The sequence below is a fragment of the Curtobacterium sp. MCBD17_021 genome (genome assembly GCF_003234525.1).
GTDB lineage: Bacteria > Actinomycetota > Actinomycetes > Actinomycetales > Microbacteriaceae > Curtobacterium.
Genome location: NZ_QKTS01000021.1, coordinates 24,599 through 37,145 on the forward strand (window position 1 = coordinate 24,599; position 12,547 = coordinate 37,145).

Consider the following 12,547-nt stretch of genomic DNA (forward strand, 5'->3'; position numbering starts at 1 on the left):
GGAGCGAGCGTCCGCGCTCAGGTCAGCGCGGTCGCGACCAGGTCGAGGACGGCCCTCGCCACGTGGGCCTTGGACCCGGAGGTCTCACGCACGACCTCCCCGCCGGGCACCAGGACCTCGATGGCGTTCTCCTCGCGTTCGAACCCGTGGGACCACCCGACGTGGTTCACCACGAGCAGGTCGGCCGGTTTCCGGGCGATCTTGGCGCGGCCGAGCTCGATGCGCGCCGCCCGGTCCGGTTCGGTCTCGGCGGCGAAGCCCACGATGACCTGTCCGACCCGACGGGCGGCGACGAGTTCCGCGAGCACGTCCGGGTTCTTCACGAGCTCGAGCGTCATCCGGTCGCCCTGCTGCTCCTTCTTGAGCTTCGACTCGAGCACCTCGGCGGGGCGGTAGTCGGCGACGGCGGCGGTCATCACCAGGACGTCGGCCTCGCCGGCGGCGGCGTGCATCGCGGCGGCGAGTTCCTGCGCGGACCCCACACGGACGACCTCGACCGGCAGGTCCGCGGTGAGACCTGGGTCGGTGTTCGCCGCGACGAGGGTGACCTCGGCACCCCGGCGTGCGGCTTCGGCGGCGAGCGCGACGCCCTGCCGGCCACTCGACCGGTTGCCGACGAAGCGGACCGGGTCGAGGGGTTCACGGGTCCCGCCCGCACTGACGACGACGCGGACGCCGGCCAGGTCGCCCTGCTCGCCGCGGGCACCGGTGTGGAGGCTCGGGGCAGCACCCGCAGCGTCGGTCGCCCCCGCCGCGGAGCGCGCCGTGTCGGCACCGCCGTGCGTGTCCGTGCTTGCCGCCGTCGCCGTGCGCTCCGTCTCGTCGAGCACGGCGAGGGCGGCGCGCACGATGTCCTCGGGCTCGGACATCCGCCCGATCCCGGCGTCGTCGCCGGTGAGCGCACCGACGACGGGACCGACGACGTGCACGCCCCTGGACCGCAGGGTCGCGAGGTTGGCCCGCGTGGCGGGGTGCTCCCACATCTGCGGGTGCATGGCCGGGGCGACGACGACCGGTGCCTCGGTGGCGAGGAGCGTCGTCCCGAGCAGGTCGCCCGCGAGTCCGGCGGCCATCTTGGCGAGGCTGTCCGCGGTGGCGGGGGCGATCACGACGAGGTCGGCGCGGCGGCCGAGGGCGACGTGCCGGACCTCGGCGACGTCGTCCCACACGCTGGTGGAGACGGGGTTGCGGCTGAGGGCCTCCAGGGTGGGGAGCCCGACGAAACGGAGGGCGCCCTCGGTCGGCACCACGTGCACGTCGTGGCCGCGCTTGACGAGGTCGCGGACGACGCCGACGGCCTTGTAGGCGGCGATGCCGCCGGTGATGCCGACGACGACGGTGCGGGGACGGACGGTCTGCGGGGCTACGTCGTTCACGGCGCTCACGCTACCCGGGCCGGCCGGACCTGCCTCGTCCGCGCGGGTGTGCCGGTGGCGGGTGGCAGGATCGGCTCCATGTGCACCGTCGTCGTCCGCGTCGATCCCGGCGCCGAGTGGCCCGTCACCCTGCTCGCGCTGCGGGACGAGTCGCCGGACCGCCCGTGGGACCCGCCGGCGGCGTGGTGGCCGGACCGTGACCCCGGCGTCGTCGGTGTCCGGGACCAGCAGGCGGGCGGCGCGTGGCTCGCGGCCTCGGACCGGAACGGCCTGGCGGTCGTGCTCAACCGGTGGGAGGAGACCCCCGGGCTGGACGGCTCCTGGACCACCCGCGGCACGCTGCCGCTCGACGCGGTGGTGGACGACGCGATGCCGGGCGCGGACGGCGCGCGGCCGACGAGTCGGGCGTTCAACCTGGTCCGCGCCACCGCTGACGGGGCCGAGGTCGTCACGTGGGACGGGACCGCCGTCCGGACGACGGCGCTCGGGCCGGGTGTGCACATGGTCACGCACGGCGAACCCGACGATCCGGCCGCCCCGCGGGTCGGTCGGTGGCTCGACGTCTTCCGTGCGGTGCCGGCTCCGACCGGTCCGGCCGGCACGACACCGTCCGACGAGCTCCGTGTCGTCGCTGCCGGTGGGGACGACACCGACGGCTGGGGGCCCTGGTTCCGGGTGCTGCACGCGTCGACCGCGCTGACCCCCGACGACCGTGACGCGATCCTGCGTGACACCGTGGAGCCGGAGGGGCACTTCGCGACGCTCTCGATCGTCGCCGCCGCGATCGGTTCGGACCGGACGGTCCTGCAGCACACCCGGCTCGCGGAGCCCGGTGTCCTGCGTGCGGTGTCGCCGGTGGACGTCAGTCCGGCAGCCGGGTCCCGGTGAGGTCCTCGGCCACGGCCCACAGCGACCGGGCCAGGTCGACGCCGCGCGCCGAGCGGGGGACCGACGCGAGCGTCGTCGGGCCCGTGAGTCCGAAGGCCCCGGCCGGGCCGTAGTAGGCCCCCGAGGCGGCGTTCCGACCGACCGCCGCGTAGAGGAGCGGCTCCGTGCCCTGCTCGACGTCCTGCGTGAACGGCAGCGCGCGGTCGCTCGACTGCACCGGGCGGTCCCGGCCGAGTGACCGCCCGGCGGACTGCAGGTTCGTCCGGGTGTAGCCGGGGTGGGCGATCGTGGACGACAGGTGCCAGTCGCGGGTGACGGCGACCTGGTGCAGGTGCAGCCCGAGGAGCAGGTCGGCGAGCTTCGACTGGGCGTACGCGAGCCACGGCTGGTAGCCGGTCTGCCACTGCAGGTCGCCGAAGTGGATCTTGCCGGGCACGGCGGCGATGCTCGACATCGTCGCCACCCGAGGTGCCTCGGCACGCAGCAGGGTCGGCAGGAGCAGGTTCGTGAGTGCGAACGGGCCGAGGTGGTTCGTCCCGAACTGCAGCTCGAAGCCGTCGGCGGTCTCGAAGCGCTCCCGGGGCGCCATCACGCCGGCGTTGTTGACCAGGACGTCGAGCGGCCGGTCGTCGGCGACGATGCCCTCGGCGAAGCGGTGCACGCTCGACAGGTCGGCGAGGTCGAGCTCGCGGACCTCGAGGTCGGCGTCCGGGTGCTCACGGCGGATCTCGGCGGCGGCGTCCTCGCCCTTCGACACCGTGCGGACCGCGATGACGACGCTCGCGCCGGCCCCCGCCAGTCGACGTGCGGTCTCCTTGCCGGTGCCGCTGTTGGACCCGGTGACGACGATGCGACGGCCGGTCTGGTCGGGGAGGGTCGAGGGTTGCACCATGGGGTGGACCGTACACAGCGGTGCTGGGGGTGCGGTCGCCGGCCGATCGTGCTAGTTTTCATGCGTTCGCATTGATTGACTGCGAGATCCGGGAGGGTCCCATGAGCAACGCCTTCGGTACCGGTCGACCCTCGGACGTCCCGCCCCCGGCACCGGACCGCGTCGGCCCCGTGCAGCTCGGCCTCGACACCTTCGGCGACGTCACCGAGACCACCGACGGGGGCGTGCAGTCCCACGCCGCGACCCTGCGCGACCTCCTCGACGAGGCCGTCCTCGCCGACCAGGTCGGCATCGACTTCATCGGCGTGGGTGAGCACCACCGCGCCGACTACTCCGTGAGCGCGCCCGAGGTCGTCCTCGCAGCGATCGCCGCCCGCACCGGACGCATCCGGATGGGCTCCGCGGTCACGGTGCTGTCCTCGGACGACCCGGTCCGCGTCTACGAGCGGTTCGCGACGGTCGACGCGCTGTCGAACGGCCGCGCCGAGGTCATCCTCGGTCGCGGGTCCTTCACCGAGTCCTTCCCGCTGTTCGGCTTCGACCTGCAGGACTACGAGGTGCTGTTCGAGGAGAAGCTGCAGCTCTGGAGCGCCCTCCGCGGCGGGGACACCGTCACCTGGCAGGGCACCAAGCGCGCCTCGCTCGTCGAGCAGGACGTCTTCCCGAAGCTCGAGCACGGCCCGATCCCGACCTGGATCGGCGTGGGCGGGTCACCCCAGTCCGTGATCCGCGCCGCGTCCTACGGCATGCCGCTGTTCCTCGCCATCATCGGCGGGCAGCCCGCGCAGTTCGCCCCCTACGCCCGGCTCTACCGGCAGGCCCTCGACCAGCTCGAGCTCCCGCAGCAGCCGATCGCGATGCACTCGCCCGGGTTCGTCGCCGAGACCGACGAGGAAGCAGCCGAGCGCTACTGGCCGTACCACAAGGCCGTCACCGACCAGCTCGGTCGGGAGCGCGGCTGGCCGCCCCTCGACCAGGCCGGCTACCGCGCCGGCCTCTCCGCGGGCGGCTCGCTCTACGTCGGGTCGCCGGAGACGGTCGCGCGGAAGATCGCGCGGAACATGCGGATCCTCGGGGTCACCCGCTTCGACATGCGTTACGCGACCGGACGCCTGCCGCACGCCGACATGATGGGCTCGATCGAGCTGTACGGCACCAGCGTCGCCCCCCGCGTCCGCGAACTCCTGGCGGAGCCGGTCCCCGTCCCCTGAGCGGGCCTCCGTCCCGGCCGGCTGCCCCGCCTGACCCGGCGGCGGCGGCCGGGAGGCCCGGTGCGCGTCCGCCCGGCGGCTCCCGGGACGACGCGGGTACCGTCTGGCGCATGTCGTCGCGCAACGAGACCACCGAACGACGGTTCCGCGGACGGATCCTCGGCGCTGGGAGCACCTCCGGCGTCCGGTTCGTCGTCGGCATGTGGGAGTCCTCCCCGTTCGGCGCCTTCACCGACGTGTTCGTCGAGCTGCCCGACGGCTCGAGCGTGCTCCTCGCACCCGACGAGATCGTCGCTGCCTACGTCTCCGGCACGTACCGCTTCGACGCGGTGTCCGTCGTCGACATCAGCGCCCGGCGGACCGCCCGCGGCCTGGAACTCGACGCCGGCCCGCTCGTCGCGTCGGTCGACGTCGGCACCATCTCCCCGCTCGGGCGCGTGCTCCGGATCGTCCCGAAGCGCATCGCCCGCGACCCCCGCTGGCTCACCGTGATCGACCCCGTGGCGAAGCTCGTCGCGCCGGGCTCGGGGACCGCCGGCACCGCGGGGGGCGGCCGCCGCGAGTACTACGGCGTCACCGGCGCGCACGACGTCGTCGGCCTCCGGGGTACCTGGGCGGGGGAGTCGCTCGGCGAACTCGCACCGCTCGACCCGCCCGTGCAGTTCGGCTTCGCCTCGTTGCCGCGGATCCCGCAGGTCGTCGACGTCGAGACCACGATCCGCGAGCGCGGCTGAGCCGGCCGCCCGTCCTGCGCCGAGACTCGTCCTGGCGGACAGGACGCGTCGTGCGGATGCCGCAGGTCGTCCGTCCAGCCGAGCCTCGGCCGGCATGTGCCCCTCGCGCGCGTCCAGTGAGCGGGGGCACACTGGTCGGAACGGTTCGCGCCCCGCCGGCCGACGCGTCGGCGGTCGGGGTGCACGACGCAAAGGAGCATCATGACCGACACCCAGACCGACCACCGTGCCGCCATCTCCGACATCGTCCACGGGGCCCGCACGGCCCTGCTCACGACGGTGAGCGAGGACGGTCAGCTGCACGCCAGGCCCCTCGCCGTGCAGGACAAGTCGTTCCACGGGACCCTGCGGTTCCTCGTGCAGGACGGGAGCGAGAAGGTCGAGGACATCGCCCGGAACCCGCACGTCAACGTCGCCATCGAATCGCAGGGCGGCTACCTGTCCATCGCCGGGACGGCCACCGTCACCGAGGACCGGGCCGTCGTCGACGAGCTCTGGTCGCCGTTCGCCGAGGCGTGGTTCCCGGACGGCCGCGACGACCCGTCGATCCGCCTGCTCACCGTGCAGGGGGTGTCGGTCGAGTACTGGACGCAGGACACCGGACCCGTGGGGAGCCTCGTGCAGACCCTCAAGGCAGCGCTGGGGCACCAGTCGCAGCCGGACGTCGGCAGTCACGGGACCGTCGAGGTCTAGCCGGACCGGGCGTCCGGGCCCCGCCGGCCCGGACGCTGGGTCGCGGGCACGCGGCACGCCCGCTCACCGGTCAGGGCGGCCCGAGCAACCAGAGGAGCGCGACGAACACCGGCTGCAGCACGAGGGCACCGGAGACGAGTGTCCACCGGAGCGCCGGCTTCGCGACCAGTTCCGGCGACCCCATCAGCGGCGCCAGGGGCATGAGCAGCCGGGGTGTGGACGCCATCGGCAGCGACACCGCGAACACGTAGAGCGCGTAGCCGGCGGCGAACACGATCGTCGTGGGTCCGAGCTGGCGGGTCGACCGGCGGGACAACCACAGTGGGTAGAGCACGAGCAGCAGCACGACGAGGAGCACCCCGCCGACGCCGAGCCACTTCGCGGTGGTGAGGAACCACGGCGACAACGGGACGAAGTGCACCCGGCCGATGAAGTTCACCCACCAGGACATCTCGGTCGCCAGGTACGCGTCCGGACGACCGGTCGCCCACGCCGCGATCACGGGCCACGCCGACCCGGCCACCGCCATCACGAGCCCGGACGCGACGACCCGCACCCGCTCCGCGACCGGGAACTCGTCGAGGGACCGCGCTCCCGACCGCCGCGCGGCGAGGTACCGGACGAGGGCGAGCACCCCGAGCGTCAGCGGGATCGCGAGCGCACCCGGGCGCGTGAACGCGGCGACGACCCCGACCACGGTGAGCAGCCCGTACCGCCGTCGTTCGATCGCGAGCAGCGCGCCGAAGGTCAGCGCGAGGAACACGGTCTCGGCGTACCCGACCTGCAGCAGGAACGACAGCGGTCCGCACGTGAAGAAGAAGACCGCCCAGAGCGCCGCGGTGGCACCGGCGTGCTCCTGCACGAGCCGGTGCAGCAGGAAGGTGGCGACGAGCCCGGCGACGACCGCCACGGCCGGGGCGCCGATCGTGAAGGGCAGGCCGGTCGAGACCGTCAGCAGTCTGATGGTGAACGGGAACGCGGGCAGGAAGGCCCAGGCGTTCTGCGCGACGTGCCCGGTGTCGTCGAGCGGCAGGACCGAGGGGTACCCGTGCAGCGAGATCGCCTCGTAGTACTGGCCGTCCCACGAGGTCAGGAACGCCGTGAACCCGTGGTCGTTGCCCCAGATGGCGTTGTCGGGCTGCACCCGCGAGACGAGCGGGTAGAGCACCATGAGCCACATCGTCGACACGAGACGCCCGACGGTCCAGAGCAGCAGGACCGCCGACCACACCGGCAGGCTGACGACGGTGTCGACCACGCGGCGACGGCCCGCGGCGACCGAGCCGGTGAGGACCCCGTCCAGGCGGCTCATGCGCGCGGTCCGCAGAGGTCGGGTACGGCAGACGACACGGCTCCACGGTAGTCGCTGCTCGCTGGGGACCCGGACGAGGCGGGACTAGCATCCGAAGCGATGACGACGACGACGGCACGACGGACGAGCAGCACGGCGGTCGCCGTGCTCGTGGCGGGCACCTTCTTCATGGAGCTGCTGGACGGGACCATCCTCGCCACGGCCGCCCCCGCGATGGGACGCGACCTGGGCGTCGACTCGGCGGCCGTCGGCGTCGCGATCACCGCCTACCTCGTGACGCTGGCCGTGTTCATCCCGGTCAGCGGGTGGATCACCGACCGGGTCGGCTCCCGCACCGTCTTCGTCAGCGCCATCGCGCTCTTCACGGTCGCCTCCGCGCTCTGCGCCGCCTCGACCGGACTCGTCGAACTCACGCTCTGGCGGATCCTGCAGGGACTCGGCGGCGCGCTCATGGTCCCGGTCGGGAGGCTCGTGGTGCTCCGGAGCGCGGGTCGCGACCAGCTCGTCACGGCCATCGCGATCCTCACCTGGCCCGCGCTCGCGGCGCCGATCATCGCGCCCTTCCTGGGCGGCGTGCTCGTCGACACCCTGTCGTGGCACTGGGTCTTCCTCGTCAACATCCCGCTCGGGGTGGTCGCCGTCGTCGCGGCGCTCGTGCTCGTGCCGCAGGAGCGCGCCCCCGAGCGGGTGCCGTTCGACTGGCTCGGGTCGCTGCTGGCCTGCCTCGGGCTCGGGGCGCTCGTCGTCATGGCGTCCCTGCTCGCCCTCGAGACCGTGCCCTTCGTGCCGGCCGTGCTCGCCGGGGTCGTCGGGGCGGTCTGCACCTGGCTCGCGATCCGGCACTTCCTGCGGGCACCGCACCCGATCATGGGGCTCGACGCGTTCCGGCTCGAGACCTTCCGGGTGTCCCACGCCGGTGGCAGCCTGTTCCGCCTGGCCGTCTCGGCGGTGCCGTTCGTGCTGCCGCTGCTGTTCCAGGACGCGTGGGGCTGGAGCGCCCTCGAGGCCGGGTCGGCCGTGCTCTGGGTCTTCGTCGGCAACCTCGGCATCAAGCCCGCGACGACCCCGTTCCTGCGCTGGTGGGGGTACCGGCCGGTCATCGTGGTGTCGTCGGCCGTCGCGGCGCTGACCGTCGTGGCGATGGTGTTCCTCACCCCGGACACCCCGTTCTGGCTGCTCGCGGTGCTGCTCGTCGTCAGCGGAGCTGCTCGCTCGGTCGGCTTCACCGCGTACAACACCATCGCGTTCGCCGACGTCGAGCAGCCGGACATGACGGCCGCCAACACGCTGTCCTCGACGCTGCAACAGACCGCGGCCGGGTTCGGTGTGGCGGTCGCCGCCGTCGTGCTCCGGGCAGCGTCCGGGCTCGGGGGTGACGGACTCGGCGGCACCGCCCCGTACGCCGTCGCGTTCGCGGTGATCGCGGTCCTGCTGGGGGTCGCCTGCGTCGAGGGGCTGCTCATGAGCCGGACCGCGGGGGAGACCGTGCGACCGGCGCAGCGGGTGCGGGTGACGACGCGGAACTGAGCCGTGACTCGTCACCGTTCGTCCACCGCCAGGTCACGTGTCCGCGATCCGCACCGCGCTACAGTCTCAGCAACCTGCTGCGATGCCCGAGTACCGTGACCGCCGCAGGAGAGAGGGCCGATCAGGGCCCGGGACGGAAGGCAGCATGGCCGCGCCACACGAACAGGGAACGACCGACTCCACCACCGAGGTCCGGCAGAGAGCCCTGCGCGTCGTGAGCTACAACCTCCGCGAGCACACCGCGAACGGTGAGCTCGCCGCCCTCGCCGAGTCGTCGCAGGCCGACGTGCTCTGCGTGCAGGAGTGCGACAGCACCGACCTCGCGAGCTCCGTCGGCGGGCTCACCCTCGCGGCGTCGACCCAGGGGAACCGGCTCGGCCTGGCGATCTACAAGCGGGACGACCGCTTCGAGGTCCGCGACCTCGGCATCCACTCGCTGCAGAAGTCCCTGCACGACCGGGTCCTCTCGCCCGCGCACGAGCGTCTCATCGCGATGCACCTGTACGACCGGGAGGCCGACGCCGAGGTCATCGTCGCCTCGTTCCACGCCTCGCCGCTCACCGCCACGAACTCGCTGCGCCGCAAGCAGATCGAGGCCGCGCACGACTTCGTCCGTGACCTGTCGAGCGAGGCACCGGCGATCATGGTCGGCGACTTCAACTACCCGTGGTTCCAGACGAACCTGCGCCGGAAGATCGAGGAGTCCGGCTTCGCGCTGTCGCTCTCGGACCAGCCGACCTACCTGCGCTACCGCAAGTTCACCGGGCACTTCGACTTCGCCACGAGCGTCGGGCTGCACATCGCCGGCGTCGAGACCCTGCCCGCGGGCATCTCCGACCACCGGCCGATCCTGGTCCGCGCGAACTACGAGGAGCCCGCCGCGGCGGACGCCCGAGCTGCAGCGGACACGCCCGCGGCGTAGGCGCCGCGACGTCGGCGGCCGCGGGGACGGCTGCCGTCCGGCGCCCGCCGAGGTCGCACGACCTGCCGCGCGCGTGCCGCCGCGGTTCCGAAAATCCCGGCATCTCGCCGCCCGAGATGCCGGAATCCCGGCATCTCGGCGCGCGAGATACCGGGATCCCGGAACCCGGGCGGGCCGGCTCAGCGGCGGAGCGTCGCTCGGGCCAGGCGGTTGCCGATGAACTGGCCGAGCTGCACGATGACGACGATCGCCGCGACCGACACGTAGACGACCCACCAGTCGTAGCGCTGCGAGCCGTAGGTGATGGCGTACTCGCCGAGGCCGCCACCGCCGACCAGTGCGCCCTGGGCGGTCATGTCCACGATGCCGATGTAGATGAACGTGTACCCGAGGATGAGCGGACCCAGCCCTTCCGGGATGAGCACCGTCAGCAGGATCGACACCGGGTGCGCCCCGGAGGCCCTCGCCGCTTCGACGACGCCGGGGTCGACCGCCAGCAGGTTCTGCTCGACGATGCGTGACACCGCGAACGCCGCCGCCAGGGAGATCGCGAACGTCACCGCGGGCACGCCGATCGTCGTCTGCACGACCACGCGGGACAGCGGCGCGATGGCGGCCAGGAAGATCACGAACGGGATCGGCCGGACGAGGTTCACGACCAGGTTGACCACCGTGTACGCGGTCCGGTTGCCGAGCAGGTTGCCCGGCCGGGTGGCGTACAGCAGCAGGCCGAGGGCGAGCCCGATGACGCCGGCGATGACGAGCGACACGAGGGACATGACGATCGTGTCGCGGATCGCCGCGAGGAACACGTCGAAGGTGTCGATGACGCTCTGGAACGAGTTGTTCATGCGCGTGCCTCCTCGTCGACGGTGATGCCGCTCGCCCGGAGCGCGGTGACGGCCCGGTCGGCGTCGGCGTCGGAACCGCCGAGCTCGTAGGTGAGCGAGCCGATCCGGCGTTCCCGGATCTCGGTGACGCCGCCGAAGACGAGTTCTGCGGTGACGCCGGCGTCGCGGAACGCCTGGTCGATGCGTGCCTGCAGTCCGGTCTCGTCGGTGATCCGCACCGACACGAGGCGTCCGGGGTGCCGTTCCCGCAGTCTCGTGACGGTCTCGGCCGAGGGCCGGTCGTGCAGCGCGGTGCGCACGAAGCGCCGGGCGGCATCGGTGGTCGGTGCGGAGAACACGTCGTACACGTCCCCGACCTCCACCACGCGGCCCTGTTCCATCACGGCGACCCGATCGGCGATGCGGCGCACGGCGTCCATCTCGTGCGTGATGACGATGATCGTGACCCCGAGCTCCCGGTTGACCCGACGCAGCAGCGCGAGCACCTCGGACGTGGTCTCGGGGTCGAGGGCGCTGGTGGCCTCGTCGGCGAGCAGCAGCTCGGGGTTCGAGGCGAGCGCCCGGGCGATGCCGACGCGCTGCTTCTGCCCGCCGGACAACTGCTCCGGGTAGGCGTGTGCGCGGTCGAGCAGCCCGACGAAGTCGAGCAGTTCGGCGACCCGGCGGTCCCGTTCGGCCTTCGGCACGCCAGCGACCTTGAGCGGGTAGGCCACGTTGCCCGCGATGGTGCGGGAGCGGAACAGGTTGAACTGCTGGAAGACCATCCCGATGCGGCGACGGGCGGTGCGCCGGTCCCGTTCGGGGATCGCGGTCAGCTCCTGCCCGGCGACCGTGACGGTGCCGGAGGTGGGCAGCTCGAGCGCGTTGACGAGCCGGACGAGGGTGGACTTCCCGGCACCGGAGTACCCGATCACCCCGAGGACCTCGCCCTGGTGGACGTCGAGGTCGACACCCTCGACCGCGGTGACGGTCTCTCCGGTGTCGGCGCGGCGGTAGCTCTTGGTGACGCCGCGGAGTTCGACGAGCGCAGCCACTACTCCGCTGCCGCCTTCGCGTCCTGCTCGACGGTGGCGAGCTCGTCCTGCAGCTCCTCCGCGTCCTGGTCACGCGAGACCGCGTCCGGGTAGTCCTGCTTGAACGCCTCCTGCACGGCCTCGTCCTGGAACAGCTCGGCGAGGTCGAGGTACGTCTCGTTCGCCTTGTCCTCGTTGCGGACCGCGAAGACGTTCACGTACGGGGCGGCGGAGGAGCTGGTCGGGTCGTCGGTGAAGACCTTGTCCGAAGCGGGCAGCCCGGCAGCGGTGGCGAAGTTGTTGTTCACCACGGCGGCCTGCACGGAGCCCTGCTGCAGGGCGTTCGCGGTCTGCGAGGCGTCGAGCGGCTGCACGTCGACCTTCGCCGACTCGATGTCGTCCGTGGTGGAGAAGGCGCTGCCGCCGTCCTCCAGCTCGAGCAGCTCCGCGGCCTGCAGGACGAGGAGCGCACGTGCCTCGTTGATGGCGTCGTTCGGGATCGCGACCTTCGCGCCCTCGGGCAGGTCGGCGACGTCGTCGTACTTCGTCGCGTACAGGGGGAGCGGGTAGACGGCGGTGGAGCCGATCGGCTGCAGGTCGTCGTCCGAGGTGACGTTGTAGTTCGCCAGGTACTGGATGTGCTGGAACTGGTTGATGTCGACCTGGCCGTCCTTGAGGGCGGGGTTCGGCAGCGAGTAGTCGGCGAAGTTCGTCAGGTCGACGGTGACGTTCAACCGCTCCTTCGCGAGCTCCGTGTACGTCTTCCAGTACGGCAGGGCCTCGTCCGCGACACCGATGGTGACGGTCTGGGCCTTCCGGTCCGATCCGGCACCGGCGGCGCCGGCCTGCCCGGGACCGCCACCGCGGACGGCGACCACCACGAGGGCGACGACGATCGCGACGACGACGACGGCAGCGGCCACGATCCACCCGATGGGGCGCTTGCGCTTCGGACGGTCGGGCAGGACGGGTGCGGCGGTCATGGGTGCTCCTCGTGAAGGGGTCGCCCTGGTGGCAGGGTCGGTGCTGTGTGGTCCGTCGCGGGGGGGGGGAGCGGGGTGACGCGGGCCGACCCCGGGGGGGACGGGGGCGCCGGCGGGGTGGATTTGAGTTCCAGCCGTTACGCCA

At 72.5% G+C, this 12,547-nt stretch carries 12 protein-coding genes; 6 read left to right on the plus strand and 6 right to left on the minus strand.

What is annotated here, in order from left to right; genetic code table 11:
- Positions 1–17: 17 nt before the first annotated feature.
- A complete protein-coding gene (locus tag DEI83_RS14765; protein WP_111082708.1) occupies positions 18–1,376 on the minus strand; it encodes a phosphopantothenate--cysteine ligase family flavoprotein in 1,359 nt (452 codons plus the stop codon).
- 78 nt (positions 1,377–1,454) lie between these two features.
- Between DEI83_RS14765 and DEI83_RS14770 the strand changes: the two genes are divergently transcribed.
- Entirely contained in the window at positions 1,455–2,264 is an 810-nt protein-coding gene (locus DEI83_RS14770; protein ID WP_111082694.1) for an NRDE family protein, read from the plus strand.
- On the opposite strand, the gene DEI83_RS14775 is transcribed toward DEI83_RS14770, so the two are convergent.
- Positions 2,239–3,156: an SDR family oxidoreductase gene (locus DEI83_RS14775; RefSeq protein WP_111082695.1), complete on the minus strand. Its 918-nt coding sequence runs from the start codon at positions 3,154–3,156 to the stop codon at positions 2,239–2,241. The genes DEI83_RS14770 and DEI83_RS14775 overlap by 26 nt on opposite strands.
- Before the next feature lie 101 nt (positions 3,157–3,257).
- Between DEI83_RS14775 and DEI83_RS14780 the strand changes: the two genes are divergently transcribed.
- The 3 genes from DEI83_RS14780 (at position 3,258) to DEI83_RS14790 (ending at position 5,794) form a co-directional block, all read left to right on the plus strand.
- Complete coding sequence (locus DEI83_RS14780; RefSeq protein ID WP_111082696.1) at positions 3,258–4,367, plus strand: LLM class flavin-dependent oxidoreductase; 1,110 nt, start codon at positions 3,258–3,260, stop codon at positions 4,365–4,367.
- A 110-nt stretch (positions 4,368–4,477) separates the two neighbouring features.
- Positions 4,478–5,101, plus strand: coding sequence for a hypothetical protein (locus tag DEI83_RS14785; protein ID WP_111082697.1), 624 nt, complete (start codon positions 4,478–4,480; stop codon positions 5,099–5,101).
- Positions 5,102–5,302: 201 nt separating this feature from the next.
- Positions 5,303–5,794: a pyridoxamine 5'-phosphate oxidase family protein gene (locus DEI83_RS14790; RefSeq protein WP_111051569.1), complete on the plus strand. Its 492-nt coding sequence runs from the start codon at positions 5,303–5,305 to the stop codon at positions 5,792–5,794.
- Between the two features lie 70 nt (positions 5,795–5,864).
- On the opposite strand, the gene DEI83_RS14795 is transcribed toward DEI83_RS14790, so the two are convergent.
- The gene (locus tag DEI83_RS14795; RefSeq protein ID WP_111082698.1) at positions 5,865–7,106 is read right to left on the minus strand and encodes a hypothetical protein; all 1,242 of its coding nucleotides are present in this window, start codon (positions 7,104–7,106) and stop codon (positions 5,865–5,867) included.
- 99 nt (positions 7,107–7,205) lie between these two features.
- On the opposite strand from DEI83_RS14795, the gene DEI83_RS14800 reads away from it, so the two are divergent.
- Together DEI83_RS14800 and DEI83_RS14805 are read left to right on the plus strand one after the other, a co-directional pair.
- A complete protein-coding gene (locus DEI83_RS14800; RefSeq protein ID WP_111082699.1) occupies positions 7,206–8,633 on the plus strand; it encodes an MFS transporter in 1,428 nt (475 codons plus the stop codon).
- Positions 8,634–8,778: 145 nt separating this feature from the next.
- Positions 8,779–9,555 carry an endonuclease/exonuclease/phosphatase family protein gene (locus DEI83_RS14805; protein ID WP_181431255.1) on the plus strand — a complete coding sequence of 259 codons (777 nt, stop codon included), beginning with the start codon at positions 8,779–8,781 and terminating at the stop codon, positions 9,553–9,555.
- Between the two features lie 179 nt (positions 9,556–9,734).
- On the opposite strand, the gene DEI83_RS14810 is transcribed toward DEI83_RS14805, so the two are convergent.
- From DEI83_RS14810 to DEI83_RS14820, 3 genes are read right to left on the minus strand one after another with little or no spacing between them, the layout of a single operon-like run.
- Positions 9,735–10,406, minus strand: a complete 672-nt coding sequence (locus DEI83_RS14810) for a methionine ABC transporter permease (RefSeq protein WP_111082700.1) — start codon at positions 10,404–10,406, stop codon at positions 9,735–9,737.
- On the minus strand, positions 10,403–11,440 hold the full coding sequence (locus DEI83_RS14815; protein ID WP_111082701.1) for a methionine ABC transporter ATP-binding protein: 1,038 nt from the start codon (positions 11,438–11,440) through the stop codon (positions 10,403–10,405). Before DEI83_RS14815 ends, DEI83_RS14810 begins: the two co-directional genes overlap by 4 nt.
- Positions 11,440–12,402 (minus strand): MetQ/NlpA family ABC transporter substrate-binding protein, encoded by a 963-nt coding sequence (locus tag DEI83_RS14820; protein ID WP_111082702.1) that lies wholly within the window; start codon positions 12,400–12,402, stop codon positions 11,440–11,442. The genes DEI83_RS14815 and DEI83_RS14820 overlap by 1 nt, the downstream gene beginning before the upstream one ends.
- Positions 12,403–12,547: the final 145 nt, after the last annotated feature.

Bases quoted from the DNA above. Each gene is read 5' to 3' on its own strand.
- DEI83_RS14790 (WP_111051569.1), top strand. From the start codon at position 5,303: ATGACCGACACCCAGACCGACCACCGTGCCGCCATCTCCGACATCGTC.
- DEI83_RS14820 (WP_111082702.1), bottom strand. From the start codon at position 12,402: ATGACCGCCGCACCCGTCCTGCCCGACCGTCCGAAGCGCAAGCGCCCC.
- DEI83_RS14785 (WP_111082697.1), top strand. From the start codon at position 4,478: ATGTCGTCGCGCAACGAGACCACCGAACGACGGTTCCGCGGACGGATC.
- DEI83_RS14800 (WP_111082699.1), top strand. From the start codon at position 7,206: ATGACGACGACGACGGCACGACGGACGAGCAGCACGGCGGTCGCCGTG.
- DEI83_RS14780 (WP_111082696.1), top strand. From the start codon at position 3,258: ATGAGCAACGCCTTCGGTACCGGTCGACCCTCGGACGTCCCGCCCCCG.
- DEI83_RS14775 (WP_111082695.1), bottom strand. From the start codon at position 3,156: ATGGTGCAACCCTCGACCCTCCCCGACCAGACCGGCCGTCGCATCGTC.
- DEI83_RS14805 (WP_181431255.1), top strand. From the start codon at position 8,779: ATGGCCGCGCCACACGAACAGGGAACGACCGACTCCACCACCGAGGTC.
- DEI83_RS14810 (WP_111082700.1), bottom strand. From the start codon at position 10,406: ATGAACAACTCGTTCCAGAGCGTCATCGACACCTTCGACGTGTTCCTC.
- DEI83_RS14795 (WP_111082698.1), bottom strand. From the start codon at position 7,106: ATGAGCCGCCTGGACGGGGTCCTCACCGGCTCGGTCGCCGCGGGCCGT.
- DEI83_RS14770 (WP_111082694.1), top strand. From the start codon at position 1,455: ATGTGCACCGTCGTCGTCCGCGTCGATCCCGGCGCCGAGTGGCCCGTC.